The following is a 26,825-nucleotide window of genomic DNA, read 5'->3' as shown; positions in this document are numbered from 1 at the left end:
CTTACGGCAGCCGGGGCAGAATTTCGGTCTGGAACACCTGGTCGGGTTCCTTCAGGTGGCACCGCGAGGTGCGGCCCAGATCGGCGGTCCGCGGGATCAGGTCGGGCTTGAGGGTGGTGCAGAGGTCGCCGGGCACGCGGTCCTTGAACTCGCAGCGCGGGTGGAACGGGCAGCCGCTCGGCACGGCCAGCAGGCTCGGCGGCGACCCGGGGATGGGATGCAGCGGCTGCGGTTCGCCGGTGAGCGCCGGGATGCTTTCGAGCAGACCCCACGCGTACGGGTGCAGGGGCTCACCCAGGATCTTGTTGACCGGGCCGTGCTCGACCGCGGTGCCCGCGTACATGACCAGGATGTCGTCGGCGATCTCGGCCACCACACCCAGGTCGTGGGTGATGAAGACGACCGCGGAGCCGAAGTCGCGCTGCAGGTCGGAGATCAGGTCGAGGATCTGGGCCTGCACGGTCACGTCGAGGGCCGTGGTCGGCTCGTCCGCGATGAGCAGCTTGGGGTCGTTGACCAGCGCCATCGCGATCATCGCGCGCTGGCGCATGCCGCCGGAGAACTCGTGCGGATACTGGTCGACGCGGCGGCGCGGGTTGGGGATGCCGACCCGGCCCAGCATCTCGATCGCCCGGTCCTTGGCCTTGCGCTTGCTGACGTTGTTGTGCGCCCGGTACGACTCGGTGATCTGGTCGCCGATCGTGAAGTAGGGGTGGAGCGAGGACTGCGGGTCCTGGAAGATCATCGCGGCGTCGCCACCGCGGTAGCCCTCGAGCTCCTTGTCGCTCATGTTGACGATCTCGCGGCCGCCGACCTTGATAGAGCCGGAGATGCGGGCGACCTTGCGGTCGTGCAGGCCCATGACGGCCATGCTGGAGACGCTCTTGCCCGAGCCGGACTCGCCGACGATGGCCAGCGTGCGGCGCAGCGGGACCGAGTAGCTGAGCCCCTGCACCGCGCGGACCAGGCCGTCCGCGGTCGGGAACTGGACCTGCAGGTCGGTGACCTCGAGGTAGGCCTCTTCGCCGGCCGCGGCGGTGCGCGGGACGCGGGTCACCGTGTGCGGGGCCTGAATGCTCTGGTCGCTCATGCTGCCGCCTTCGTGCTGCGGAGTGGGGAAAGGATGCGGACCGGGATCATCCGAGACGCACCCGCGGGTCGAGGAAGGTGTAGGCGATGTCCACCACGAGGTTCATCACCACTAGTACCACCGAGCCGACCAGAACGCCGCCCATGAGCACGGGCAGGTCGTACTGGCCGAAGGCGCGCAGGGTGAGCTGACCCAGACCGGGCAGGTTGAAGATGCTCTCGGTGAAGATCGCGCCGGTGAGCTGGAACGCGAGGTCGATGCCGAAGATGGTGACGACCGGGGTGAGGCCGGCGCGCAGGCCGTGCCGGTAGACGACGCGCCGCCGGCTGATGCCCTTGGAGGCGGCGGTACGCACGAAGTCCTGCCCCAGCGCCTCGATCATGGAGGCCCGGGAGTAGCGCGTGTAGGCGGCGGCGTTCGTCAGGCCGACACAGAGCCAGGCCGCGAGCAGGCCGCTGGCCCACGTCAGGGGATTGTCGAGGAACGGGTGATAGCCCGAATCCGGCAGGAACGTGGCGTAGAGCGCGACGAGCAGGGCGAAGACGAAGTACGGGATCGATTGCACGATCAGTGTCGACCCGACCACCAGCTTGTCGAGCGACGTGCCCCGGACCTGCGCGGCGATCGTGCCGGCGAGGACGCCGACGATGAGGTAGACGACCGCGCCGCCGACGACGATCGAGACGGTGACCGGCAGAGCCGCCGCCAGCAGCTTGGTGACCGGCTGGCCCAGCGTGTACGAGTAACCCAGGCAGGGCGCCTCGCACTCGCGGGTGGTGCCGCCGCTGCTGTACTCGCGGCCGGCCACGATGCCCTTCATGTAACTGCCGATCTGGCTGATCGCCGGCTCGTCCAGGTCGAGGCTGGCCTCGATGTCGGCCAGGCGCTCGGGGGTGCAGCGCGGGCCGCAGATGACGCCGGCCGGGTCGGTGGGCGCCAGGAAGAACAACGCGAAGCTGGCCACCAGCGTCACGATCACGACGGAGATCGCGCTCAGGACGCGTTTCAGGATGTACAGCAGCACCGCTTGCTCCTCTTTCCACACGGCGCCGGGTGGATGTCCCGGATTCTCTGATCACGGCGCGCCGTGCCGGTCGCCCGGCACGCCGAGAGGCTACTTTCACGCCCGGGGTGGTCCCGTCCGCCGGTTTGCGCGGACCGGACCACCCCGGGGTTCTAGCTATCTACTGCTGTTTCAGCTCTTCAGGTACATGTTGCTGAAGTTCGGCATGCCCATGGTCGGGTCACCGGTCGTGGTGCCGACGTTGGTGCCCTGAACGACCGCCAGCTTGTCGTAGTACCACGGGATGGCGACGTACTGCTCCATGATCTTCTTGTCCAGGGCGGCCCACTTCGGGGTCGACTGGTCGGCCGGCAGGTTGGCCGTGTCGTTGATCTCCTTGTCGAGCGCCTTGTCGCTCAGCATGCCCCAGCTCTGACCCTCGGCGATGCTCTGCGAGCGGAACAGCACCGGGAACCAGGAACCACCGGCGGGCCAGTCCGAGCACCAACCGGCCGGGCTCTGACCCATGTTGACCGGGGCGTCGTAGTCGCCCTTCTTGGTGCGCAGGTCGGCGGTGGAGACGCCGATCGGCTTGACCTTGAAGCCGGCCTTGGTCAGCGCGTCCGAGCGGATCTGGCTCAGCTGCTGCTGCACGGGCTTGGTGTTGTCGTAGTAGTAGCTGACCTCGAAGCCAACCTTGCCCGCGGCCTCCAGCATCGCCTTGGCGGCGGCCGGGTCGCCGGCACCGGTGCCGGTCAGGTCGGGGACGGGGGTGTACTTCTCGTAGCCCGGAACCGAGGGCGGCATGACCGTGCTGGCCGCCTCGGCCACGTACTCGTTGAGGCCGTAGGCCTTCCACAGCTGGTCGTTCGGATACGCCTTGGCGATCGCCTTACGCACCTCGAGCGGGATCTTCCGGCTGTCCAGCTGCCAGACGATCGTGCAGGGGCTCTCGCCCTGGACCAGCTGGTTCTTCTTCTCGCCGGTCAGCTGCGGGATCAGCGAGGCGTCGAGCACGTCGTAGTTGATCGCGTTGGCGTCCTGGCCGTTGCTGTTCAGGATGGCCTGCTGCGACTTGATGGCGTCGCCGCCCCACTGGAAGTTGAAGCCGTCCAGGTACTGGTGGCGGGCCGGGTCGGTGTTCGGGTCCCAGTTGGTGTTCTTCTCGAGCACCAGCGAGGTGCCGGCCTGGTAGCTCTTGAACTTGTACGGGCCCGTGGCCAGCGGCTTGTTCTTGTACTCCTGCCGGGTGTCCTTCGCCTTGGGGATCGGCGTGAACATCGGGAAGGTCATGAAGAACGGGAGGTCCTGGAACGGCTTGGCCAGCTTGACGATCAGGGTGTCGGTGCCCTGGGTCTCCACACCGGCGTAGTTGTCGCCGTCCTTGTACGGACCCTTGTACTTGTCACCGTCCTTGAAGTAGGACAGCTGGTACGTCGGGCCGTTGACGTAGATGTCGTGGGCGAACGACCGCTTGATCGCGTAGGCCAGGTCCTCGACCTTGACCTCGGTGCCGTCCTCGTACTTGATGCCCGGCTGCATCTTGAAGGTCCACGTCAGCTTGTCGGCCGACGGGGTGCCCAGGTCGGTGAGGTCCGGGACGAGGGTGGGCTTGCCGTCGCGGATGTCGAACTGGGTCGGCGTACGGAACAGCAGCTTGCCGATCTGGTTCGAGTCGACGTAGTAGATGTCCGTAGGATCGAACGTGTTCGGCGTGGTCTGCGCCTGCACGTTGAGGACGCCGCCGGGGCGGGCGCCTTCGATCTCCTTGGCCGGGCCCTTGGCGTTGGGGTCGGTCGCGTTGGCCTGCTGCGTGATCTTGCCCGAGTCGGTGTTGCCACCGGTCGCGTCGTTGTTCGACGACGGGCTGCTGCAGCCGGCCACGCCAAGCGCCAGGGCGGCGGTGGCCGCCACGGCAACGTTAAATCGCCTTGCCATTTCTCCTCTTCTCATACGGGGCGTCACCACGTCACCGTCGGGTGCGGGGATCGAATGCGTCACGGATCGAGTCACCGAGCAGGCTCAGCGAGAGCACCAGGATCGTGATGGCGAGAACCGGGATCCACAGGTACAGAGGATCGGCCCGGTAGTAGTTCTGGGCTGCGGCGATCGTCAGGCCCCAGGACGGCGTCGGCTCGGTCAGGCCGACGCCGAGGTAGGTCAGGCCCGCCTCGACGACGATGTAGCTCGGTAGAGCCATCGACACCGAGATGACGATGGGAGCCACCAGGTTGGGCAGCAGCTCCTTGAAGAGAATCTTGCGGGTCGGCACACCGAGCACCTTGGCCGCGGAGATGAACTCTCGCTCGCGCAGGGAGAGGACCTCGCCGCGGATCAATCGCGCGAGGCTGGCCCAGCCGAAGAAGGAGAGGACGATGATCAGGGAGAAGAAGCGCGCGTTGGCGACGTCCTCTGCGGCCGCGTCCTCCGAGGTGCCGACGAAGATGGTCAGCAGCACGGCCGGGACGGCGATCGCGAACAGCAGGTAGGGCAGGCTCAGCACGAAGTCGATGACCCAGGAGACGATCCGGTCGAGCCAGCCGCCCACGAAACCGGCCAGCAAGCCGATGGTCACACCGATGAGCGTGGTCACGATGGTCACCGTGCCCGCGACGATCAGGGACGGGCGGGCGCCGTAGACGAAGCGGGCGAACAGGTCGCGGCCCAGGCGCGGCTCGACGCCGAACCAGTGCTCGCCGTTCGGCGCGATCGTCGGATAGCCGTACTGGTCGATCAGATCCTGGTGCAGGGTCGTCGGGTCCTGCCCCTCGAGCTTCGTCAGCAGCGGCGCGAGGATCGCGATCAGCACGAAGAACCCGAAGATGCTCGCGCAGATCACCGCGATCTTGTCCTTGCGCAGACGCGCGAAGGCGATCTGGGTCGGGGACTTACGCCGGGTGTCGACCTTCTTCTCGGGGTCGACGGCCGGGCTCGCCATGGCATCGGTCGGGGAGCCGGCCCGGGCAAGCTCGGCTTCCTCGATCAGCGGTTCCACGCGTCGGTCACCTCCATCGGACGACACACCTCACATGCGTCGTGCGTGAGAGGTATTCGGATGCTGCGCTGGGAAAGGTAGCCCGGAACTGGCTCGTAGGAAATGAGTTGACGCATCGAATGAATAACAGCCCGCTGAAAGCGGTGGATGCCTGGCCTCACAACTAGTCCCATCCCTGCAGGGCGCGAACTACCACTCTGCCCCCTAAATCACCCGTAACGACGATCATCTTTGCACCTGATGTCCGATTTGGAAAGCCAGAGGGCAATCGTACTGTTGCGCAAAGTTATGGAAGTCCGGTTCGTGACACGGCAGGCCGCTGTTTCGGGCCGGTTTCGCCACCGCAACGATCTTGGCGAGCGATCGCCGTGGTTTCCTCCGGTACATGAGCCCTGGTAGCGCAAGATCTTCGGTTCGTACGGCACTCCGGGGGCGTATCGACGGCCATCCCGCGTTCCGGGACGCGGTTCGACGGTGATCTCCACCCGCCCGGCGTGTCGCCGGGACTACGCCCCGTAAGGCCGGGAAAGGCGTTCAAAGGAAGACGACCGCCATTTCGATAACGAATGCCCCCTCCATTCGACGCTATATAAGACTTCGAAGCGCGTCTTCCCCGATGCGGCCGACCCATCGACAACCTGCTACCTGCGGGCGACGCGCAGCGACCCTCGGACACGCCCGCCACCCCCCGCGTTCGCTGCGGCGACACCCGGTGAACAGGTTGCGGCAAGCCGCGAGCGGGGCGGCGACGCAGAGTGATCGTCAGGGGCGCGGGGCCAGGGCCGAGAGGATCTCGCCGGCCCGTTCCCGGGCCACCGCGGGGTCGGCGCCGGGCGCCCCGATCACCGGATCCCAGTTGAGGTCGTAGAACAGCTCCGTAACCCCCGCCTGGGCGTAACGGTCGGCGCCGGCCCGGATCTGATCCCAGTCCCCGGACAGCGGGACGGCGTCGTCGCGCAGTCCGGGACGCACGACCGCGCGCACGACGATCCGGACGGCGTCCGGGTCGCGGCCCGCCTCCTCGGCCGCGCGCCGCACGATCTGGGCGCCGCGGGAGATGTCGTCGAAGCCGAGCCGGCTACTGCTCACCCAGCCCGCGCCGAGCCGGCCGGCCCGGCGCAGCGCGACGTCGGCGGTGCCCCCGAGCAGCACCGGCGGGCCGCCCGGCTGCACGGGACGCGGGGCCGCGGTGCTCTCGGGCACCCGGTAGAGGTCGCCCTCGAACGACGCCACCGGGTCGTTCCAGAGCGTCCGCAGCACCTCGAGATACTCCCGGAGGCGTTTACCCCGCGGGTTCGGGTCGGACCCGGTGGCCTCGAACTCCGGCTGCGACCAGCCGGTGCCCAGGCCCAGGTCGAACCGGCCGCCGGAGAGCACGTCGAGGGTGGCCGCCTGCTTGGCCAGGTACACCGGGGAGACGTACGGGATGTTGATCACCGCCACGCCCAGGCGGATCGTGCTGGTGCGGGCGGCGGCCCAGGTCAGCGCGAGCAGCGGGTCGAGCACGTGGTGATAGACCGGCAGCATCGGCTGATCGACGCCGACCAGCAGCCGCTGAAAGGACCAGAGGCCGTGATAGCCGAGCCGCTCGGCCCGCTCGGCGAACTCGCCCAGCAACGCCGGCTCGGCCCACGCCCCCGCCACCGGGGCACCCGTACTGATCAGCATGTCCGGAGCCTAACCGGACGTGCGCTCGAACTCCGCGCTCAGCTGCCGGCCCAGCTCGGTCAGGCGGGTGTCGGGCGCCGCGGCCTGCACCGCGGCGATGAACGCGCCGTACGCCGCCCCGAGCGCGCCCATGTCGCCGTCCTGCAGCAACAGCATGTACGTGGCCTCGGCGACCCGGCGGAAGTCGGCCGGCGTCTCGGCGGGCGGGCCCGGCGGCCCGGGCGGGTCGGGCGTCTCGGCCGGCTCCTCGGCCGTCACCGGCGCCTCGGGCCCGGCCAGTTCGGCCCGCAACCGCAGGCTGGCGCTGAGCAGCCCGACCGGCGAGCCCTCGAACAGCGACGCCGGCTCGTAGTCGCGGGCCACCAGCCCGGCCCCGCGGGCCACCATCTCGTCGGGGTCGAGGTCGACCCGGATGCGGGCCGCCCCCCAGCCGAAGTAGCCGGCCAGCCGGTCGCGGATGGCCGGGATCCGGGTCGAGCCGCCCGCCAGCACCACCTCGTCGATGTCGCCCCAGCCCACACCGTGCGCCGCCCGGGCCGCCGCGATCGCCTCGGTGAGCAGGTCGAGCGAGCGCTGCACATCCGGCTCGATCATCGCCTCGAACGCACGGCGGCTCAGCGGCACGCTGGCACTGACCGTGGCGGTGAGCACCGGCAGCTCGAGCATGGTGTGGTCGGCCACCGTCAGCTCGCGCTTGCGGATCTCGGCCTCCCACCGGATCCGCTGCCTGATGGTCTGGTCCATGCTCAGGTCCACGTGGTGCCGTTCGCGGATCTGCCGCAGGGCGTAGGCGACGATCAGCTCGTCGAAGTCGTCGCCGCCGAGCCGCTGGTCGCCCGACGTGCCGAGGACGTCGACCGTGCCGTCGGCCACCCGCACGATCGAGGCGTCGAACGTGCCGCCGCCCAGGTCGTAGATCGCGTACGTGCCGGGCCGGGCCTCCACGCCGAGCGCCATGGCCGCCGCCACCGGGTCCTCGACCAGCCGCCGCACGTTGAGCTGGGCCAGCCCGGCCGCCTCGCGCAGCGCCCGCCGCTGGGCCTCACCGGCCGCGGCCGAGACGGTGATCACCGCGTCGTGGATGGGCTCGCCGACGAACGCCTCGGCCTGCCGCTTGAGCTCGATCAGCAGGAACGCGCAGACCTCGCGGGGCTGGTAGGAGCGGCCGCGGAAGCGCACGTTCTCACCGCTGCCCAGGCGTCGCTTGATGCCGGCGATCACGTTCTCGGCGTCGTCGGCCGGTGGCACCCCGGCGATCACCTGGCCCGCCCGGTCCTGCCCGACGGCGGCGGGGATCGTGGCCGCGCCCGTCGGCCCCCGCACCATCAGCAGCCGGCTGCCGTCCCACACCGAGACCGCGCACGAGCTGGTGCCGAGGTCGATCCCGACCACACGATGGAAAAAAGGGTATGCGTCGGGATGCTCGGTCAAGGCCGCCCCCTGGACCAGCAGTAGCACGGTATATCTGAGCGCCAAGTTAACATTCGTCACCGACGCGACAGAACTGACAGCGATCGATCCGTCGGACATCCGACTGATGCTGGACAAAACATGGCAGGGTGCACGGCATGACTGTGGTGCTCGTCGACCTGACCTCGGCGGAACTGGCCCAGCGGTGGCCGTCGATGATCGCGCTGTTCGCCGACGCCATGGTGGAGAACTACGGAGTCAGCCCGGCCGAGGCCGCCGCGGAGGCCGAGCGGCAGACCGACGAACTGCTCCCGGCCGGCGTGCACACCGCGGGCCAGCTGTTGCGCAAGGGCATGGACGGCGACGACGAGGTCGGCTTCCTGTGGATCTCCCTGCCCGGCACCACGTACGACACCATGGCCTGGATCGCCGAGGTCTCGGTGCGCGCGGACCGGCGCAGCCGCGGCTACGGCAGCGCGATGCTCCGGGCCGGGGAGGCCGACCTGGTCGAGCGGGGCGTGCGCCGGGTCGGCCTGCACGTCTTCGGCGTCAACACTGGCGCCCGCCGACTGTACCGGCGGCTCGGGTATCAAGTGCTGGCCCAGCTGCGCACGCGTCCCGTCGGGGCCCCGCAGACGACGGTCGAGCTCGAGCCGATGAGCGAGCCCGAGTATGCCGCCCGGCTGTCCGAGGTCGTCGAGCGCCACCCGGTCGCCCTGACTCGGGATCCGCTCGCCCCGGCCGCCCGCGCCCGCGAGGTGGCGCGGGTGCTGGCGCCGCAGGGGGTGGACAGTCCGAACGTCTTCCTGCGCCACGCCGTCTCCGGGGGCCGCCCGGTCGGCTGGATCTGGTTCTCGCTGCCGGGACCGCACCGTCCCGGCACCGGCGCGATCCACTACCTGACGATCGACGAGCCGTACCGGCGCCGCGGCCTGGGCCGGGCCCTGCTCGCCGCGGCCGAGGCCGAGTACGCCCGGCACGACGTAGGGAGGCTGGGTCTCTGGATCGCCGGGCCCGACGCCGGTCGGTTCGCCGACGCGCTCGGTCTCGAGGTCTCGTCCGAGCAGCTGGTCAAGGACCTGTAGCTCAGCCCTCGACGCCGGTGGCCTCGTGCGCCGAGCCGACCGGTTTGGACTGCGACGACCCGCGCTGCCGCAGGAAGACGGCCAGGATCGCCATGGACGCCACGGCCAGCAGCTCCGACTGCCAGTTCTGCAGGGTCCGGTTCCAGAAGTCGGCTCCGAGCACGTACTGCCCCCACGAGACCGGGTCCAGGCGCTCGCTGAGCTGCTCCTCGTTGAAGGCGGCGAGCCCGGCCACCGACTGCGCGAGCCAGGAGCCGAGGAAGATCAGCCCCATCACGAGACCGAGCGAGTTCGAGAACACCGCCGTGCGCCACCCGCCCACGCGCGCCCACTTCGGCGACTTCGCGTCGGCGTACGGACCGAGCTTCTGCTCCTCGTCGGTCTCGCGACCGGGCTTCTGCAGCGACTTGGACTCGGGCGAGCCCTTCTGCAGCAGCCACACCGTCAGCACGATGAACAGAAAGAACTGCAGATACTCGGACTGCCAGTTCTCCGCCACGTCGACGCCGAAGCCGGCCGACGTCACGTAACGCCAGAACGCGACGTCCGGCAGGCCCGACGCGCGCTGGCCGGAGTTGAAGACCGCCAGGCCCGCGTACGCCTGCCCGACCAGCACGACGACGAAGAGCAGCCCGAACACGAGGCCGATGGAGTTCTCGCGCAGGAAACGTCTCACCGGTGCAGCACCCCCAGCGTCGTGACGTAGACGAGGCCGGCCGCGACCACCAGGAGCAGCAGCACGAAGAGAACACGCATGTCAGTCCCCCTCGACCGTGCACACGTACGGGCGGCTCGCCTGCGGTGTGCACCCGGCCGCCACCACCCGCCAGCCGCCCGGGAAGGCGCCCAGGAAGACCGTGTCGTCGTCCAGCTCGACCTGGGCCCACTGCCCGTAGACGGAGGTCTCGACCACAGTGCCGGGGCGGGGCAGGTCCTTGTCGAGGATCGCCTGCGGGCACGGCTCGTCCTCGGCCACGGTGCGCACCGTGCCCGGCGCGAGCACGGCGCAGGCCGCCTCGCCGTCGCCCGCGTCGACCGCGGTGAGCAGCCGCAGCGCCAGCTCGGCCGCGGTCCGTTCGCGCTCACCGACCGTGGCACAACCGGCCGCGGTCAGCAGCATCACGGCGCTGACCAGCACGTTTCTGAGAATCACGGGGCGCCGCATGCCCGTATTTTGAGCAGCTATGCGGCGGCGCGCTCGGCATCTGCGAGGGCGTGCTCGGCCCAGCCGACGCGCTGGGGCGACAGGTTGGCCTGGCGGGCCTGGCTGACCGCCTCGCGCAGCAGGCGCAAGGCCTCCGCGAGGTTGCCCGCCGCCAGCTCGGCCTCGCCCAGCGCGAGCGTGCCGGTGGCCACCCGGCGCGGGTCGCCGTACCGTTCCCGCAGCACCTGGGACATGCGCAGGTGACGCAGGCCGCGCTCGAAATCGCCGGAGACGAAGACGTGGAAGAAGCCGATGTGCCGGTGCACCTCGGAGCGCACCATCTCGTCGGCGTAGCTCTCGGCCAGGTTCAAAGCCTCGGTGTAATAGGGCATCGCGGTCGTCCAGTCGCCCCGCAGCACCTGATGCACCAGGCCCAGCCCGAACAGCGACTCGGCGGCGCCGGCCGGGTCACCCACCTCGCGCTGGATGCGCAGTGCGGCCGTGAACAGCTGCTCCTCGGTGGCCCAGTCGGCCCGGGAGAGGTCGCCGCCGATCGCCGCGAAGTGCGCCAGCAGGCCCAGCCGGGTCAGGGCGGCCGCCTCCTCGACGCGGTTCGCCTCGTCGCAGGCACGGCGGCGTGCCCCCTCCAGCAGCTGCCATGCGGACAGGAAGTCGCCGGTGCGGTACGCCGCCTCGAGCATCGCCTCGTTGCCCGCGGCCAGCAGCGCCCCGGCGGTCGACTCGCTCCCCATGGAACGTTACGTTAGCGACCCATCACAATGAGCGCAGCGCCTCATCGACGGGGGTCTCACCGCCGAAAAGCTCGAAGGTCACCCCGATGGTCGATGGCGTGGTGAGGCAGGCCGCGATCACCGCCGCCACGTCGTCGCGGGGCACCGACGCCCGGTGGCCCAGCTCGCGCGAGACGGTGACCAGGCCGGTGCCGGGCTCGTCGGTCAGGCCGCCCGGGCGCACGATCGTCCAGTCCAGGTCGGCGCGGGCCGTGACGTACGCGTCGGCCTCGGCCTTGGCCTCCAGATACGGCTGCATGGTCTCGCCGCCGGCCGCGGGATCCTGGGCGCCGATCGACGACACCATCACATAACGCCGGACGCCCTGGTCGACGGCCGCGTCGGCCAGCTTGACCGCGCCGCCCAGGTCGACGGTGCGCTTGCGGGCGGCCCCGCTGCCCGGTCCGGCCCCGGCCGCGAACACGACGGCGTCGGCGCCCTTGACGTACGGGGAAAGGGACTCGTCGTTCTCGAGGTCGCCGATCACCGGAACCGCCCCGACGGCCTGCAGGTCGGCGGCGTGCTCGGGCTTGCGGATCAGGCCGCGGGCGGTGTGGCCCCCGGCGGCGAGCAGCTTGAGCAGACGAAGGGCGACCTGACCGTGGCCGCCGGCGACAAGAATGTCCATGCCCCCGAGACTATGCCGACTCCCGGACGACCAAGGTCGGCTGGAACGTCACCGAGCGCGGCAGCCGCCCCGGCGCGGCGATGTGCGCCAGCAGCACCTCGGCCATCTCGGCCGCCATCTCCTCGACCGGCTGGCGCACGGTGGTCAGCAGCGGCCGGCAGTCGAGCGCGGCGCTGCTGTCGTCGAAGCCGACCACGGCGATGTCGTCCGGCACGCGGCGGCCCAGATCCTGCACCGCGCGCAGAGCCCCCTCGGCCATCAGGTCGTTCGCCACGAACAGCCCGTCGATCTCCGGATGCTCCGCGAGCAGCCGCCGCGCCGCGGTCTCGCCGCCGGCCCGGGTGAAGTCGCCCTCCACCGCCGGCACCTCCCGGCCGGCCAGATGCGCCTGGAAGCCTTCCAGCCGGTCGAGGCCGCTCGGGATGTCCAGCGGCCCGCTGATCGTGGCCAGCCGGCGGCACCCGCGGTCGAGCAGGCGTTCCGCGGCCAGCCGGGCACCGAGCCGCTGGTCGACGTCGACGTAGCTGACCGCGATGGGGGACGTGGGCCGGGCCGACACCACGGCCGGGATGCCCAGCTCGTGCACCTGGCGGGGCAGCGTGTCCTGCTCGTGGCTGCTGATCAGCAGCACCCCGTCCACGTGCCCCTGCCGCAGGTAGCGGATCACCTGGTGGTGGTCGGTGGAGTCGGTCGGGATGACCACCAGGTGGACGTCGTGCGGGCGCAACGCCCCCGTGGCGCCCGCCGTGATCCGGCCGAAGTACGGGTCGGTGAAGATGCGGTTGAGGAAGGAGTTGTTGTCGGGCCGGTCGGGCTCGCTGATCACCAGCGCCACCGAGTTCGAGCGGCGGGTCACCAGGCTGCGGGCGGCGACGTTGGGCACGTAGCCGGTCTCGGCGATCGCCCGCTGCACCATCTCGCGGATCTTGGCGTCCACGCTGGGAGCGCCGTTGATCACTCGGGAGACCGTCGCGCGCGACACCCCGGCCGCCTCAGCGACCTGGTCCATCGTCGGGTGCTGCCCACCGCGCGCGGGCCGGGTTGTCATGCGCTCCGTTATAGCAGTGAGCTGGGGACGGGTGCCGCCGCCGTCATGTTCTCCGCCGGCGACACCCGTAGTCATTACGGACGTCCGTCCGTACCGCACTTGATGATCGGCCGGATGCAGTCGTTCACCCGCCGGGCCAGCTCGTCCACCGGCCAGGCGTTGAAGAAGTCGCCGTGCATCGTGTAACCCGGCCCGGAGGCCAGCCGGAAGTTCGCCGGGTTGCCGTTGACCGGGTACCGCATGACCTGCCGCAGCTTCGGCACCACGACCGGGTGGCTGGCCGGGCAGGCGTTGTTCACCGGGTACGCCATGTGGCTCTTGTGATCAGGCGAGTCCAGGTTGACGCCGTCCCAGCAGTGCGGGAAGTCGAGGTACGACTCCAGCATCGTGCCCGGCGGGCAGGTGACGAAGTCGTGCGACGAGCCCACCTCACCCGCGTGCAGACACGACCACCGCGAGATGGTGTTGTCGTTGGGCCCGGTGGCCTTCGCGTTGCCGGCCACGATGCGCAGGCCGAGCGGGAACGGCTGGGTCTGCGCGATCAGGTCGTCGCGCACCCCCTCCCCCAGGTAGTAGAAGATGCCGGTGGTCGGCTCGACCGGGGTGTTGCCGTTGTAGAAGGTCGGGATCCAGTACGACGACTTGTCGATCGACGGGTTGCAGTTGCTGTTCGCGTTGAGCAGGTCCTGCGTGGTGCTGTAGGCGTTCGTCACGGTGCTGCCGAAGAAGCTGTGCATGTGCGACGCCCCCGGCAACCCCGGGAAGATGATCGGGTCGTCCGGCAACCGGTGGCTGAACGGGCAGTCGGCCAGGAACTCGGCCACCCGTACGGCGCCCGGCGGGATCGTGGGCGTGGTGCCACCGCCGCCCCCACTGCCGTACACCTGGAACTCCGTCAGGGAAACACCCCACTGCGTGGCCCGTACGGTGGTCTCGAGCCGGACGTAACGCCCGGTCCCGCTGACCGTCAGGGCCTGCCGGCCGCCGGCGCCGTTGGTGGTGTTGTAGATCGTCGTCCACGAGGAGCCGTTGGCCGACGTCTTGAGGCTGAAGCCGCGGGCGTACGCGGCCTCCCAGTTGAGCACCACCGACGAGATGGTGGCCGAAGCGCCCAGGTCGACCTGCAGCCACTGCGGGTCGCTGAACGCGCTCGACCAGCGGGTGCCGAGATTGCCGTCGACCGCGTTCGAGGCGGGGAACGCCGCGGACTCCGACGACGACGCGGTGGCCGTCTTGCCCTGCGAGATCAGGGTGTCGGCGGCATCGGCGCGGGTCGCGATCGCGATCGCCGAGGTGGCCAGCAGCGCCGCGGCGACGAGGATGCGGGCCCTCACTGGTACACCCGCACGTAGTCGACGAGCATGCGGGACGGGAACGGCGTGGTCGCGTCGATCGGGCCGGGGAAGTCGCCGCCGACGGCCAGGTTGAGGATCAGGTAGAACTTGTGGTCGAAGATCCACGGGCCGCGGGTGTTCTCCACGGTGGCCTTGTCGGCGTTGAAGACCTGCCGGCCGTCCAGGAAGAACCGGATGCCCTTGCTGTCCCACTCGGCCGCGTACACGTGGAAGTCCTGCGACAGGTCGACCCCGGCCGCGTTCTTCTGGCCGTAGCCGCCGCCACCGTTGTAGGCCGGGGCGTGCAGCGTCGTGTACATCTCGTTGGTGTTGCGGCCCAGAACCTCCATGATGTCGATCTCGCCGTTGTACGGCCACGGACGTCCACTGAGGAAGTCCTCGCCCATCATCCAGAACGCGGGCCACAGGCCGTTGCCCTTCGGCACCTTGATCCGGGCCTCGAACCGGCCGTACTGGGCGCTGAACTTGCCGCCGGTGTTCATCCGGGCCGAGGTGTACTGCCGGCCCTGGTAGTCCTGCCGGCGGGCCTCGATGACCAGGCTGCCCTGCCCGTCGGTCTGCGCGTTCTCGCTGTTCGGCGTGTAGTACTGGATCTCGCCGTTCTGCGGGACACCCGGGTCGTACGTCCACTTGGCCGTGCTCGGCTTGGTGCCGGCCGGGTCGTTGAAGTTGTCCTCGAAGACCAGGCGGGAGGCGGGGAACGACGGGTCGGCGGGCGGGGCCGGCGGGTTGTTCGGCGCGCCGCCCGTGCCGTAGACACTGAACTCCCACAGCGAGTAGCCGTACGCGCTGCTCCGCTGGGTGCCGTACATCCGCACGTAGCGGCCGGTGCCGGTGGCGTTGATGACGTCCTTGAGCCCGTCACCGGTGGTCGTGGAGAAGATGGGCGTCCAGTTCACATTGTCGTTGGACACCTGGATCTGATAGCTCTTCCCGTACGCCGGGTCCCACTGCAGCACGACCTGGCTGATGGTGGCCGTCGCGCCCAGGTCGACCGAGATCCAGCCCGGGTCCACCCAGCCGTTCGTCGAACTGGTGGCCCAGCGGCTGGCCGGGTCGTTGTCGAACGCCTTGTCCGGGCTGCACGGGTTGCAGTTGACGTCGTTCTGCCAGGTGCTGGCCTGCGCGGGCTTGTTGTAGGAGAGCAGCCGCGTGGTGCCGCCCGGCGGGGTCGTGGGGGGCGTCGTCGGCGGGGTGGTGGGCGGGGTCGTCGGGCCGCCCGAGAACACCTGGAACTCCCAGAACGAGTAGCCGTACGCCGGAAGCGCGCGCTCGGTCAGGTTGATCCGCACGTACCGGGCGGTGCCGGTGACCGCGATGCTCTGCTGGCCGCCGGCGCCGGTCGTGGTGGTGTACGCCTGGGTGAAGCTCGTGCCGTTGGTCGAGAACTGGACGTTGAAGCCCTTGGCGTAGGCCCCCTCCCAGTTGATGGCGATCCGGCTGACCGCGGTGGCCGCGCCGAGGTCGACCTGCCACCACGCGTTCGCGGTGAACGCGCTGGCCCAGCGGGTGCCGTTGTTGCCGTCGACGGCCTCGCCGGGCAGGTAGGCGCCGGCCACCTCGGTCGAGCTGGCCGTGGCGGGCTTGCCCTGCGAGACGACCACCTCGGCCGCCTGCGCGTTCTGGGTGGTCACGACGAAGTAGGCGGCGATCAGCCCGAAGAGGGCCGCGCCGAGCGTGAGAATCCGGGCCGGGGACAACCTCTTGCTGTTACGAGGCGTCCCGAGCCCGTCCAGGACCGGGGATGTCATGGAGGACTCCTGCTTTAGGGGATGTGTCCGAGCGATTTCAACCTGGGGACCGGCTTGTGAAAGCGCTCTTTGTGACGACACTGTGAACCGGCATCTCGGCACCTGTCAATGCCTGGTGAGACGCCCGGGAAGCGCTTTCTTACCGTTCCCGCAGGTGAACAGCTGAACGTCCCCAGCAGTTCCGGAACCGTCAGAGGCGGCGCGGGGCCTCCGCGTCGGCGGGGCGGCGCCCGGCCGGCAGCACGACCAGACACGACGCGGGCACCGGCAGTCAGCGACCCATGCTGGATCAACCCGTACGGGCCAGTAGCGGTGACCGGGGTCGTCAGGGGTGCCCGACTGGTGCGGTCGCAGGCGGCATGGTGCGCAGCGGGCCGCGGGCCGCGGCGCCGAACGCGGCCACCAGGACCAGGTTGACCGCCACGGCCAGCCAGCCGATGTTCGCGATGTGCGCGACCGGCCAGGCCAGACCGGCCACCAGCAGCAGCGGCGCGACCCCGGCGGGGCCCCGGGGGCGCAGGACGGCCACGGCCAGCAACAGGGTCAGCGGGAAGAACAGGCCGAGCGGCTTGATGATCGTCGCGGCCCCACCCGCGTCGACCAGGTCGGTGTCGCCCAGCGCGACGTGGATGGTGTTGAAGCCGTACGCGACGTTGCCGGCCGCGCCCAGAGCGCCCACCAGCAGCAGGGCCACCGCGAGCCGGCCGCTGCCGAGGGTGACCAGACGCAGCACGACGACGGTGTAGGCCACCGCGCCGAGGATGTGGAAGACGGCGGCGGCCGGGTCGTCCCAGCCGCGCACGGCGTAGAGGACGTCGGCGATCAGGTAGACGACCGGGGCGACGATCAGCGAGGCGTTGAGGGTGCGGTCGAGCGGGGTGGAAGTCATACGCCGACCGTCGCCGCCCGCGCCGCCGCAATCATCCGGGTGGCCCCTGCGAAAGTGCCGGGTCAACCCTGGTCCGCGAACGGCCCGGCGCTGGCACGATACGGGCGTGAGCCGCGCCGGGGTGCTGGGACGGGCGGCGGGCGTGGTGGCGGCCGCGCTCGTCGCCGCCGGCTTCGCGCTCGGCTGGCACGTCGCCAACCTCCACAACGGCCTGATCGCGGCCACTTTCACCGCGGTCGGCCTCTACGTGGTGCACCGCCGCCCCGGCAACCGGGAGGGCCGGCTCTTCGTGGCCGTCGGCCTGGCCCATGCGGTGATGTTCACCGGCCGCCAGTACGCCCTGCACCCGGGCCCGCTGCCCGGCGCGGAGTGGATCGGCTGGTTCGGGGTCTGGCCCCTGCCGCTCGTGCTGGTGCTGGTCGGTGTGGCCGTGATGAGCTTTCCCGACGGACGCCTGCCGTCGCGCGGGTGGCGTCCGGTCGTCGGTGTCCTGGCCGTCGCCGGGCTGGCGCTGTCCACGACGTCGGCCCTGTGGCCGGTCGAGTACGCCCGCACCGGGCTGGTCGCCGGTCATCCCCTGACGCTTGCGGGCGCGGCCGCGGCGCAGGAGTTGTACGACGCCGTCCGTCCGGTGGCCTATCTGCTCTTTCAGCTGACCTGGGCGGCCTGTGTCGTCGTGCGGGTCCGGCGGGCCCACGGCGACGAGGCCCGCCAGCTGCGCTGGTTCCTGTACGCCGTGACGGTGTCCGCCGCGGTCATGGTGCTCGGCCTGGCACTGTGGGGTTCACCGCTCGCGGGCACGCTGGCCGTCCCGTTCGTCGCTGTCGCGGCGGGCGCGGCGATCCTGCGGTACCGCCTCTACGACATCGACCCGGTGATCAACAAGTCGCTGGTGTTCGGCGCGATGGCCGCGGTCGTCACGCTCGGCTACGCCGTGGTCGTGACCGGGATCGGGCGCCTCGTCGACGGCTACGGCACCCTGCTGTCGCTGATCGCCACCGGCCTCGTCGCCGTCGCCTTCGAGCCGCTGCGCCGGCGGGTGCAGCGGCTCGCCGACCGGCTCGTCTACGGGCACCGGGCCACCCCGTACGAGGCCCTGTCGCGCCTTTCCGGGCACCTCACCGCGCCCACCGGTGGGCTGCTGGCCGCGCTGACGGCAACGGTCGCCGACGCCGTGGGGGCCCACCAGGTCGTGCTGTGGACCGGCCCGGCCGACGCCTTGCGTCCCGTCTCGATGTGGCCGGCGACGGTGCCGCTCCCGGCCGCCCCGGACATCGAGACCCTCGTCCCGATCCGCTACGACGAGCGCTTCCTGGGCGCGATCACGGTCGCCAAGGGCGGCCCGGCCAACGGCCGGACCGGGGTTGCGACCGAGCTCTCCGCGGCCGAACGCCGGCTCGTCGGCGACCTGGCCGCGCAGGCCGGGCTGGTGCTGGAGCTGCGGGCCACCGCGCAGCGGCTGGTCGCGGCGGGGGACGCCGCGCGCCGCCGGCTCGAGCGGGACCTGCACGACGGCGCGCAGCAGCGCCTCGTGACCGTTGCCATGGAGCTGGGTGCGGTGGTCCGGCTGGCCGCGGCGAACGGTTCCGATGCGGTCGCCGCGCGGGCGGAGGGCGTACGGGCGCAATTGCTCGAGGCGACCGCCGAGCTGCGGGAGATGGCGCGCGGCCTGCACCCGGCGGTGCTGACGCAGGACGGGCTCGAAGCCGCGGCCGGTTTCCTGGCCGACCGTTCCCCGCTGCCGGTCCGGCTGACCGTCGACGTGCCGCGCCGCCTGCCGGCCGAGGTCGAGTCGACGGCCTACTTCGTGATCAGCGAGGGTCTGACCAACGCGGCCAAGCATTCCGGGGCGGCCACGGTGGCCGTCACCCTCACCGGCGACGAACCGGGCCTGCGGGTCGAGGTGGCGGACGACGGCCACGGCGGCGCCGCGATCACCTCCGGCGGCGGCCTCGAAGGCCTGGCCGACCGGCTCGCCACCATGGACGCCCGCCTGGTCGTGGAGAGTGGACCCGGCGGCACCACCCTGCGGACGGTGATTCCGTGCGCGTGATGCTGGCCGACGACGCCGTGCTCTTCCGCGAGGGCATGTCCCGCATCCTGACCGACGTCGGCTTCACCGTGACCGGGCAGGCCGGCGACGGACGCGCCCTGCTCGCTCTGGTGCGCGCCGACCCGCCCGACGTCGCCGTGATCGACCTGCGCATGCCGCCGTCCTTCTCCGACGAGGGCATCGAGACGGCGGCCGCGATCCGGGCCGCCGCCCCCGGGGTGGGGCTGATGCTGCTCTCCCAATACGTCGAGGTGCACCACGCGCTGCGGCTGATGACCGACTTCGACGGCGGCGTGGGTTACCTGCTCAAGGACCGCGTGTCCGACCTGGCCGCGTTCGGCGCCGACATCCGCAAAGTGGGCCGCGGCGAGACCGTCATCGACCCGGAGCTGGTGGCCCGGCTGGTCGCCCGGCGCCGCGAACGTGACCCGCTGGACCGGCTGACCGACCGGGAACGGGCCGTGCTCGCGCTGATGGCCCGGGGCCTGTCCAACACCGCCGTCGCCGCCGACCTGCACCTGGCCGTCAAGACCGTCGAGGCCCACGTGACCTCGATCTTCACCAAGCTCGGGCTGATCCAGGACGACCGCGAGCACCGCCGGGTGCTCGCGGTCCTGACCTTCCTGCGGGCCTAGCTGTCCTCGATGTCACCCTCGGTTTCCAGATAGAGCTGCTGCAGGGCGTTCAGCGTGTCCGGGTCCGGGGAGTCCCAGAGCTTGCGTTCGGCCGCCTCGAGCAGGCGTTCGGTGACGCTGTGCAGGGCCCACGGGTTGGACTGCTGGAAGAACTTCTGGTTCTCCGGGTCCAGGGCGTACGTCGCCGCGAGCTGCTCGTACATGTAGTCGGTGACCACGCCGGCGGTGGCGTCGAAACCGAACAGGTAGTCGACAGTGGCGGCCAGCTCGAAGGCGCCCTTGTAGCCGTGCCGGCGCATCGCGGCGATCCAGCGCGGGTTGACGACCCGGGCCCGGAAGATGCGTGCGGTCTCCTCGGTCAGGCTGCGCGTGCGGGTGGCGTCCGGGTTGGTCGAGTCACCCACGTACGCCGCGGGGGCCTTGCCGGTCAGCGCGCGCACCGTGGCGATCATGCCGCCGTGGTACTGGAAGTAGTCGTCCGAGTCGGCGATGTCGTGCTCGCGGGTGTCGATGTTCTTGGCCGCCACGTCGATCCGCTTGTACGCGTTCTCCATGTCGGGCCGGGCGGGCACACCGTCGAGGTCACGGCCGTACGCGAAGCCGCCCCACACCGCGTACACCTCGGCCAGATCCTTGTCGGTGCGCCAGTTCCGGCTGTCGATCAAAGGCAGGATCCCGGCCCCGTACGCCCCCGGTCGCGACCCGAAGATGCGGGTGGTGGCCCGCCGCCAGTCGCCGTGGTCGTCGCGGTCGGCCAGGGCGTGCTCGCGGACGAAGTTCTCCGGCTCGTCGAGCTCGGCGATCATCCGGAACGCGTCGTCGAGCATGGCCACGACGTGCGGGAAGGCATCGCGGAAGAAACCCGAGATGCGGACGGTGACGTCGATCCGGGGGCGGCCGAGCTCGTCGCGGGTGATCGGTTCGAGACCGGTCACCCGGCGCGAGGCCGGATCCCAGATCGGGCGTACGCCGATGAGGGCGAGAATCTCGGCGATGTCGTCACCGGCCGTACGCATGGCGCTGGTGCCCCAGGCCGAGAGGCCGACCGAGCGGGGCCAGTCGCCGTAGTCCTCGCGGTAGCGCTTGAGCAGCGACTCGGCCATCGCCTGACCGGTCTCCCAGGCCAGCGCGCTCGGGATCGCCTTGGGGTCGACCGAGTAGAAGTTGCGGCCGGTGGGCAGCACGTTGATCAGGCCGCGCAGGGGGGAGCCGCTCGGGCCGGCCGGCACGTAGCCGCCGTCCAGCGCGTGCAGCAGGTTGGTCAGCTCGTCGGTCGTACGGTCGAGTCGCGGCACGATCTCGGTCGCCGCGAACGCGAGGACGTCCTGCACCCGCTCCCCGCCCACCCCGTGCGTTCCGGACAGCTCCGCAATGTGAGCTCGATCGGTCGGCCAGCCGGCTTCCTCCATCCCGCTGACCAGAGCGTGCGCGAGGGCCTCGACCCGGTCGGTCTCGGCGGTGGACGCCTCCTCGGCGAGCCCGAGCGCCTCCCTGAGCCCGGGGAGCGCCGCGACCTGCCCCGCCCACATCTGCTTCGCCCGCAGCATCGACAGCACCAGGTTGACCCGCGCCTCGCCCTGTGGCGCCGCGCCCAGGATGTGCAGCCCGTCGCGGATCTGCACGTCCTTGACCTCGCACAGCCACCCGTCGACGTGCAGGATGAACTCGTCGAACTCCTCGTCGTCGGGCCGGTCCGACTGACCCAGATCGTGGTCCATCCGCGCGGCCTGGATCAGCGTCCAGATCTGGGCCCGGATCGCCGGCAGCTTGGCCGGGTCGAGCGCGGCGATGTTGGCGTGCTCGTCGAGCAGCTGCTCGAGGCGGGCGATGTCCCCGTACGACTCGGCCCGGGCCATCGGCGGGATCAGGTGGTCGACCAGTGTGGCGTGGGCCCGGCGCTTGGCCTGCGTGCCCTCGCCCGGGTCGTTGACCAGGAACGGATAGATCAACGGCAGGTCACCCAGAGCGGCGTCGGTGCCGTCCGAGGCCGACATGCCCACGTTCTTGCCGGGCAGCCATTCCAGGTTGCCGTGCTTGCCCACGTGCACCACCGCGTGCGCGCCGAACTCGTCGGCGACCCAGCGGTACGCGGCCAGGTAGTGGTGCGAGGGCGGCAGGTCGGGGTCGTGATAAATGGCCACCGGGTTGGCCCCGAACCCACGCGGCGGCTGCACCATGACGACCACGTTCTCGTCCTGAAGCGCGGCCAGCACGATGTCGCCGTTGTCGACGTACAACTCGCCCGGCGCCGGCCCCCAATGTGTGGTCATCGATGCGCGCAGATCGTCGGGCAAGGTGGCGAACCAGTCGCCGTACCGCTCGCCGTTGATCCGCACCTTGTTCTCGGCCAGCTGGTCCTCGGTGAGCCAGTCCGGGTCCTGGCCGCCCGCCGCGATCAGGGCGTGGATCAGCCCGTCGCCGTCGTAGTCGCCGAACGAGCCGATCCGGTAGCCGCGCTCACGCAGGGCCGCCAGCAGCGCAACGGTCGAGGCCGGGGTGTCCAGGCCGACCGCGTTGCCGATGCGGGAATGCTTGGTCGGGTACGCCGAGAGCATCACCACGATCCGCCGCTCGGCCGGCGGGATGTGCCGCAGCCGGGCGTGCGCGACCGCGATGCCGGCGACCCGGGCCGCACGCTCGGGGTCGGCCACGTAGATGGAGAGCCCGTCCGGGTCGATCTCTTTGAACGAGAACGGGACCGTGATGATCCGGCCGTCGAACTCCGGGATCGCCACCTGGGTGGCCGCGTCCAGCGGGGACAAGCCGTCGTCGCTGGCCTCCCACTTGGCCCGCGAGCTGGTCAGGCACAGCGCCTGCAGGATCGGCACGTCCAGGCCCGCCAGCACGCCGACGTCCCACGCCTCGTCGTCGCCGCCCGCGGTGACCGTGGCCGGCTTCGTGCCGCCGGCCGCGAGCACGGTGACCACCAGGGCGTCCGCCTTACGCAACTCGGCCAGCAGATCCTCCGGCGCCGTACGCAGGGACGACGTGAACAACGGCAGGGGGCGCCCGCCCTTGGCCTCGATCGCGCGGCACAGCGCCTCGACGAACGCGGTGTTACCGGCCATGTGGTGCGCGCGGTAGTAGAGCACCGCGACAGTGGGCCCGGTCGCCGTCGTCTCGCGCGGCAGCGGCCCCCAGTCGGGTGCGGCCTGCGGCGGGGCGAACCCGTGCCCGGTCAGCAGCACCGTGTCGGAGAGGAAGTCGTGCACCGCGGCCAAGTTGTCCGAGCCGCCCTGAGCCAGATACGCGTGCGCCTCGGCAGCCACCCCGGCCGGCACCGTCGACAGCTTCATCAGCTCGGCGTCCGGGGCCTGCTCGCCACCCAGCACGACGACCGGGACCGGCCCGGCCAGCAGCGCGTCGAGCCCCTCCTCCCAGGCCCGGCGCCCGCCGAGGATCCGCACGACGACCAGCGTCACGTCGGTGAGCAGGGCGGGCAGGTCGGCCACACCCGTCCGGGCCGGGTTGGCCAGGCGCCATGCCGAGCCGCTGGCCCGGGCACTGAGCAGATCGGTGTCGGAGGTCGACAGCAGCAGGAACACGCGCCAGCTCCCCTCGGGGTCCGCGCCCCGGGTAGTAGAGATCACGGCGACCGGAGTTCCTGGCTCCCAGCCCTTACGGCCTGGTGACAGTGGCGGGACCGCGCCGGACTCACACCGGCTTCCTCCGCGGCGTCGCCGCTCGTGACCTCCCACCCTTCCCGGCGCCGATACTCGCCGTCAAGGAGGGTGCCGGTGTGTGACGATCCCGACCCGAGGATGCGCTCCTGTCGGGGGTCGACCGTAGTATCCGGGCCGTGCCCGCCCGTGAATCCGCCGTCGACGCCTGCCCCGGCGCCCTGCGCCTGCACGCGGCCGCCGACGGCCCGCTGGCCCGCGTGCGGCTCCCCGGCGGCCTGCTCACCGGCGCCCAGCTGACCACCCTGGCCACCCTGGCCGCACAGTTCGGCGACGGTCGTCTGGAGCTCACGTCCCGGGCCAACCTGCAGCTCAGAGCCCTGACCGACGCCGACCCGACGGTGCTCGCGGCCGCCCTGACCGCCGCCGGCCTGCTGCCCTCCGAGACCCACGAGACCGTTCGCAACATCGTGGCGCCGCCACTGGCCGGCGCCACACTGCGCGCCCTCGTCGCCGAGCTCGACCGGGCCCTCTGCGCCGATCCGGCATTGGCCGCCCTTCCCGGACGTTTCCTCTTCGCGCTCGGCGCGGTGCCCCTGTCGGCCGACCTGGCCGCCGTCCCCGTGGACGAAACGTTCGCGATCCTCTTCGCCGGCCACGACCCCGGCCTCCGCGTCCCCGCCACCGACGTGGTCCGGACCCTGCTGACCGCCGCGAACGCCTTCCTCACCGAACGCGCCGAAACCACGGCGTGGCGCTTGCACGAACTGCCGGACGGCCCGTCCCGGATCGCCACACGCACCGCGGCCGCCCTGGGCCTCCCCACACTCCCGCCGTCCACGGCTGTCCCCCTGTCGGCGGACGCGACCTTGCTCGGGATCGTGCCGCAGGGGGATGGGCTTGTGGCGGTGGGCGCGCTCGTGCCGTTGGGGCGGCTCGGCGGGGAGGCGTTGCGGCTGCTGGGGACTGCGCGGCGGCTGGTGGTGACGCCCTGGCGCGGGGTCCTTGTGCCCGATCTGACGGTCGAGGCCGCGCGGCGGTGGGCGCGGGCGCTGGCCGAGGCCGGGCTGCCGGTGGAGCCGGCCACGCGGTGGGCCGGGGTGACCGCGTGTGCCGGGCGGCCCGGGTGTGCGAAAAGCCTGGCCGACGTGCGCGCCGACGCCGACCGCAGCAGCGTGTATTCCGATGGCCTGCCCGTGCACTGGATCGGCTGCGCCCGCGGGTGCGGGAGTCCGGCCGGGGCGCATGTGCGGGTCGAGGCCACCCCGGACGGCTATGCCGTGACCCGGCAACCGGACGGGGAGACGTTCACCGGCGACACGGCCCACGCGGTCGCCGCCGCGAGGAGGAACTGATGGAGTACGAGAGGGACGGCGCCGAGATCTATCGGCGTTCCTTCGCCACTATCCGGGCCGAGGCCGACCTGGGCGGGTTGCCCGCCGAGGTGGCGCGGGTCGCGGTTCGCATGATCCACGCCTGCGGCATGGTCGACCTGGTGCGCGACATCGGGTATTCGCCGCAGGTGGCGGTCGTGGCCCGCAAGGCTCTGCTGGCGGGCGCGCCGATTCTGTGCGACGCCGAAATGGTGGCTTCCGGCATCACCCGCAAGCGCCTCCCGGCGGGCAACGAGGTCGTCTGCACGCTGCGCGACCCGTCGGTGCCCGCCCTCGCCGAACGTCTGGGCACCACCCGCAGCGCCGCGGCGCTCGACCTGTGGCTGGACCGGCTGGAGGGTTCGGTCGTCGCGATCGGCAACGCCCCGACGGCCCTTTTCCGGCTGCTCGAGATGATCGCCGCGGGGGCTCCGCGCCCGGCCGCGGTGCTGGGCATCCCGGTCGGGTTCATCGGTGCCGCCGAGTCCAAGGACGCGCTGGCCGCGACCGACCTGGAGCACCTGATCGTGCGCGGTCGCCGGGGTGGCAGCGCCATCACGGCCGCCGCCGTCAACGCGCTGGCTTCGGAGGCGGAGTGACCGGCAAGCTGTACGGGGTGGGCGTCGGCCCCGGCGACCCCGAGTTGATCACGCTGAAGGCGGCCCGCCTGATCGAGTCGGCTGCCGTCGTGGCGTATCACGCGGCCCGGCACGGCCGCAGCAACGCGCGCGCGATCGCGGCCGGCCTGCTGCGCGAGGGGCAGATCGAGGAACCGCTGATCTACCCGGTCACGACCGAGGTCACCGACCACCCGGGTGGTTATCAGGGCGCGATCGACGAGTTCTACACCGCGGCGGCCGACCGTCTGGCCGCGCACCTGGACGCCGGCCGCGACGTGGTGGTGCTGGCCGAGGGTGACCCGTTCTTCTACGGCTCCTACATGCACATGCACAAGCGGCTGGCCCACCGGTACGACGCCGAGGTCGTCCCCGGCGTCACGTCGGTCAGCGCCGCCTCCGCCGTGCTCGGCCGCCCGCTGATGGAACGCGACGAGATCCTGACCGTGCTGCCCGGCACTCTGCCCCCGGCCGAGCTCGCGGCCCGCCTCGCCGCCACCGATTCGGCAGCCGTGATGAAACTGGGCCGCACCTTCGACGGCGTCCGCGAGGCCCTGGCCAAGGCGGGCCGCCTCGACGACACCTGGTACGTCGAACGCGCCACCACCGACCGCGAACGCCACGCCCGCCTGACCGACGTCGACCCCGAGTCCGTGCCGTACTTCTCCCTGGCCCTGCTGCCGAGCCCGGCCGCCACCGCGTTCGTCGAGGGGGAGGAAGGGCTCGCCGCGCGAGGAGAGGGCGAAGAGAGTGCGGCCGGGGACGCGACCGGCGCGGCCGGGCCGGTGAAGCACGGCAGCGTGACCGTGGTGGGGCTGGGGCCCGGCGACCCGATGTGGCTCACCGCGGAGGCTCGCGGGGTGCTCGCCGCGGCCGATGACCTGATCGGCTACCAGCCCTATCTCGACCGTGTGGCAACCGGGAAGCACCAGCGCAAGCACCCGTCCGACAACCGGGTCGAGGCCGAGCGGGCGGCGTTCGCGCTCGATCTGGCCAAGCGGGGGCGCAATGTGGCCGTCGTGTCGTCGGGCGACCCGGGGGTGTTCGCCATGGCGGCGGCGGTGCTCGAGGTCAGCGAGGACCCGCAGTGGAAGGCCGTACCGGTCCGGGTGGTTCCGGGGCTCACCGCCGCGCAGGCCGTGGCGAGCCGGGCCGGGGCGCCGCTGGGGCACGACTTCTGCATTCTGTCGCTGTCCGACCGGCTCAAGCCGTGGCCGGTCATCGCCGACCGGCTGACCGCGGCCGCGCGGGCCGATTTCGTGATCGCGATCTACAACCCGGCCTCCAAGTCGCGCCGGGAGCAGCTCGTCAACGCGCGGAGCCTGCTGCTGGAGCAGCGCGACCCGGCCACCCCGGTGGTGGTCGGCCGTGACGTCGGCGGGCCGCAGGAGTCCGTACGGGTCACCACGCTGGGCGATCTCGACCCGGCCACGATCGACATGCGCTGCCTGCTGATCATCGGCAGCTCGCAGACCCGCACGGTCACCCGAGGCGACGGCAGCGCCGCGGTCTACACCCCGCGGACCTATCCCACCGCTCCGTAAATGCGGTCCTCAGCCCTTGCAGCCTGACCGCAACCCGCCGCAACGCCATTGCAATTCGTAAATCCACCAGCCCCAAACGATCCGACCGATAGAGGTGGCGCTCCCGAAAAACTTCCGCACTCCGAC

The 26,825-nt window shown here is 71.2% G+C and carries 21 protein-coding genes and 1 riboswitch; of the genes, 6 read left to right on the top strand and 15 right to left on the bottom strand.

Annotated features, from left to right (window positions below; translation table 11 throughout):
• Position 1: 1 nt before the first annotated feature.
• The 6 genes from BKA14_RS39320 to BKA14_RS39295 all read right to left on the bottom strand — a co-directional run bounded on the left by BKA14_RS39320 (position 2) and on the right by BKA14_RS39295 (position 8,148).
• Positions 2 to 1,090, bottom strand: a complete 1,089-nt coding sequence (locus BKA14_RS39320; protein ID WP_184955787.1) for an ABC transporter ATP-binding protein — start codon at positions 1,088 to 1,090, stop codon at positions 2 to 4.
• A 46-nt stretch (positions 1,091 to 1,136) separates the two neighbouring features.
• Positions 1,137 to 2,114: an ABC transporter permease gene (locus tag BKA14_RS39315; protein ID WP_184955786.1), complete on the bottom strand. Its 978-nt coding sequence runs from the start codon at positions 2,112 to 2,114 to the stop codon at positions 1,137 to 1,139.
• 171 nt (positions 2,115 to 2,285) lie between these two features.
• Positions 2,286 to 4,031, bottom strand: a complete 1,746-nt coding sequence (locus BKA14_RS39310; RefSeq protein WP_184955785.1) for an ABC transporter substrate-binding protein — start codon at positions 4,029 to 4,031, stop codon at positions 2,286 to 2,288.
• Between the two features lie 31 nt (positions 4,032 to 4,062).
• Entirely contained in the window at positions 4,063 to 5,088 is a 1,026-nt protein-coding gene (locus tag BKA14_RS39305) for an ABC transporter permease (protein ID WP_203722192.1), read from the bottom strand.
• A 762-nt stretch (positions 5,089 to 5,850) separates the two neighbouring features.
• Positions 5,851 to 6,756: a TIGR03619 family F420-dependent LLM class oxidoreductase gene (locus BKA14_RS39300; protein ID WP_184955784.1), complete on the bottom strand. Its 906-nt coding sequence runs from the start codon at positions 6,754 to 6,756 to the stop codon at positions 5,851 to 5,853.
• Between the two features lie 9 nt (positions 6,757 to 6,765).
• On the bottom strand, positions 6,766 to 8,148 hold the full coding sequence (locus BKA14_RS39295; protein ID WP_184955783.1) for an Hsp70 family protein: 1,383 nt from the start codon (positions 8,146 to 8,148) through the stop codon (positions 6,766 to 6,768).
• A 176-nt stretch (positions 8,149 to 8,324) separates the two neighbouring features.
• Here BKA14_RS39295 and BKA14_RS39290 point away from each other — a divergent pair, with 176 nt between their 5' ends.
• Entirely contained in the window at positions 8,325 to 9,251 is a 927-nt protein-coding gene (locus BKA14_RS39290) for a GNAT family N-acetyltransferase (protein WP_184955782.1), read from the top strand.
• Between the two features lies 1 nt (position 9,252).
• Here the strand turns inward: BKA14_RS39290 and BKA14_RS39285 are convergent, their stop codons facing one another.
• The 8 genes from BKA14_RS39285 to BKA14_RS39250 all read right to left on the bottom strand — a co-directional run bounded on the left by BKA14_RS39285 (position 9,253) and on the right by BKA14_RS39250 (position 16,857).
• Entirely contained in the window at positions 9,253 to 9,927 is a 675-nt protein-coding gene (locus BKA14_RS39285; RefSeq protein WP_184955781.1) for a DUF6766 family protein, read from the bottom strand.
• Positions 9,928 to 10,008: 81 nt separating this feature from the next.
• A complete protein-coding gene (locus BKA14_RS39280; RefSeq protein ID WP_184955780.1) occupies positions 10,009 to 10,416 on the bottom strand; it encodes a hypothetical protein in 408 nt (135 codons plus the stop codon).
• Between the two features lie 17 nt (positions 10,417 to 10,433).
• A complete protein-coding gene (locus tag BKA14_RS39275) occupies positions 10,434 to 11,147 on the bottom strand; it encodes a tetratricopeptide repeat protein (protein ID WP_184955779.1) in 714 nt (237 codons plus the stop codon).
• Positions 11,148 to 11,169: 22 nt separating this feature from the next.
• Positions 11,170 to 11,814: an SDR family oxidoreductase gene (locus BKA14_RS39270; protein ID WP_184955778.1), complete on the bottom strand. Its 645-nt coding sequence runs from the start codon at positions 11,812 to 11,814 to the stop codon at positions 11,170 to 11,172.
• 10 nt (positions 11,815 to 11,824) lie between these two features.
• Positions 11,825 to 12,862, bottom strand: coding sequence for a LacI family DNA-binding transcriptional regulator (locus BKA14_RS39265; RefSeq protein WP_184955777.1), 1,038 nt, complete (start codon positions 12,860 to 12,862; stop codon positions 11,825 to 11,827).
• 74 nt (positions 12,863 to 12,936) lie between these two features.
• Complete coding sequence (locus tag BKA14_RS45415; RefSeq protein WP_308441183.1) at positions 12,937 to 14,196, bottom strand: DUF1996 domain-containing protein; 1,260 nt, start codon at positions 14,194 to 14,196, stop codon at positions 12,937 to 12,939.
• Positions 14,193 to 15,968, bottom strand: coding sequence for a galactose-binding domain-containing protein (locus BKA14_RS39255; protein ID WP_184955776.1), 1,776 nt, complete (start codon positions 15,966 to 15,968; stop codon positions 14,193 to 14,195). The genes BKA14_RS45415 and BKA14_RS39255 overlap by 4 nt, the downstream gene beginning before the upstream one ends.
• A 325-nt stretch (positions 15,969 to 16,293) precedes the next feature.
• Positions 16,294 to 16,857, bottom strand: coding sequence for a hypothetical protein (locus BKA14_RS39250; protein WP_184955775.1), 564 nt, complete (start codon positions 16,855 to 16,857; stop codon positions 16,294 to 16,296).
• A gap of 106 nt (positions 16,858 to 16,963) precedes the next feature.
• On the opposite strand from BKA14_RS39250, the gene BKA14_RS45410 reads away from it, so the two are divergent.
• Both BKA14_RS45410 and BKA14_RS39240 read left to right on the top strand, forming a co-directional pair.
• Entirely contained in the window at positions 16,964 to 18,910 is a 1,947-nt protein-coding gene (locus BKA14_RS45410) for a sensor histidine kinase (protein ID WP_184955774.1), read from the top strand.
• Complete coding sequence (locus BKA14_RS39240) at positions 18,901 to 19,545, top strand: response regulator transcription factor (protein WP_184955773.1); 645 nt, start codon at positions 18,901 to 18,903, stop codon at positions 19,543 to 19,545. The genes BKA14_RS45410 and BKA14_RS39240 overlap by 10 nt, the downstream gene beginning before the upstream one ends.
• On the opposite strand, the gene cobN is transcribed toward BKA14_RS39240, so the two are convergent.
• The gene (gene cobN, locus BKA14_RS39235) at positions 19,542 to 23,090 is read right to left on the bottom strand and encodes a cobaltochelatase subunit CobN (protein WP_184955772.1); all 3,549 of its coding nucleotides are present in this window, start codon (positions 23,088 to 23,090) and stop codon (positions 19,542 to 19,544) included. The two genes, BKA14_RS39240 and cobN, sit on opposite strands and share 4 nt — an antisense overlap.
• Before the next feature lie 53 nt (positions 23,091 to 23,143).
• Positions 23,144 to 23,215, bottom strand: a riboswitch (cobalamin riboswitch).
• A 129-nt stretch (positions 23,216 to 23,344) separates the two neighbouring features.
• Here cobN and BKA14_RS39230 point away from each other — a divergent pair.
• The 3 genes from BKA14_RS39230 to BKA14_RS39220 are packed head-to-tail and all read left to right on the top strand — an operon-like array spanning position 23,345 to position 26,699.
• Entirely contained in the window at positions 23,345 to 24,520 is a 1,176-nt protein-coding gene (locus tag BKA14_RS39230) for a ferredoxin-like domain-containing protein (protein WP_239092686.1), read from the top strand.
• Positions 24,520 to 25,137, top strand: coding sequence for a precorrin-8X methylmutase (locus BKA14_RS39225; protein WP_184955771.1), 618 nt, complete (start codon positions 24,520 to 24,522; stop codon positions 25,135 to 25,137). Before BKA14_RS39230 ends, BKA14_RS39225 begins: the two co-directional genes overlap by 1 nt.
• Positions 25,134 to 26,699, top strand: coding sequence for a precorrin-2 C(20)-methyltransferase (locus tag BKA14_RS39220; protein WP_184955770.1), 1,566 nt, complete (start codon positions 25,134 to 25,136; stop codon positions 26,697 to 26,699). Before BKA14_RS39225 ends, BKA14_RS39220 begins: the two co-directional genes overlap by 4 nt.
• Positions 26,700 to 26,825: the final 126 nt, after the last annotated feature.

Origin of the sequence: Paractinoplanes abujensis, assembly GCF_014204895.1 — a bacterium.
In the GTDB taxonomy this organism is placed as follows: domain Bacteria; phylum Actinomycetota; class Actinomycetes; order Mycobacteriales; family Micromonosporaceae; genus Actinoplanes; species Actinoplanes abujensis.
The sequence above is the reverse complement of the archived record's forward strand: the minus strand, read 5'-3'. Positions and strand labels throughout refer to the sequence as shown.

Bases quoted from the DNA above. Each gene is read 5' to 3' on its own strand.
- BKA14_RS39280 (WP_184955780.1), bottom strand. From the start codon at position 10,416: ATGCGGCGCCCCGTGATTCTCAGAAACGTGCTGGTCAGCGCCGTGATG.
- BKA14_RS39300 (WP_184955784.1), bottom strand. From the start codon at position 6,756: ATGCTGATCAGTACGGGTGCCCCGGTGGCGGGGGCGTGGGCCGAGCCG.
- BKA14_RS39265 (WP_184955777.1), bottom strand. From the start codon at position 12,862: ATGACAACCCGGCCCGCGCGCGGTGGGCAGCACCCGACGATGGACCAG.
- BKA14_RS39255 (WP_184955776.1), bottom strand. From the start codon at position 15,968: ATGACATCCCCGGTCCTGGACGGGCTCGGGACGCCTCGTAACAGCAAG.
- BKA14_RS39275 (WP_184955779.1), bottom strand. From the start codon at position 11,147: ATGGGGAGCGAGTCGACCGCCGGGGCGCTGCTGGCCGCGGGCAACGAG.
- BKA14_RS39250 (WP_184955775.1), bottom strand. From the start codon at position 16,857: ATGACTTCCACCCCGCTCGACCGCACCCTCAACGCCTCGCTGATCGTC.
- BKA14_RS39290 (WP_184955782.1), top strand. From the start codon at position 8,325: ATGACTGTGGTGCTCGTCGACCTGACCTCGGCGGAACTGGCCCAGCGG.
- BKA14_RS39320 (WP_184955787.1), bottom strand. From the start codon at position 1,090: ATGAGCGACCAGAGCATTCAGGCCCCGCACACGGTGACCCGCGTCCCG.
- BKA14_RS39270 (WP_184955778.1), bottom strand. From the start codon at position 11,814: ATGGACATTCTTGTCGCCGGCGGCCACGGTCAGGTCGCCCTTCGTCTG.
- BKA14_RS39225 (WP_184955771.1), top strand. From the start codon at position 24,520: ATGGAGTACGAGAGGGACGGCGCCGAGATCTATCGGCGTTCCTTCGCC.
- BKA14_RS39310 (WP_184955785.1), bottom strand. From the start codon at position 4,031: ATGGCAAGGCGATTTAACGTTGCCGTGGCGGCCACCGCCGCCCTGGCG.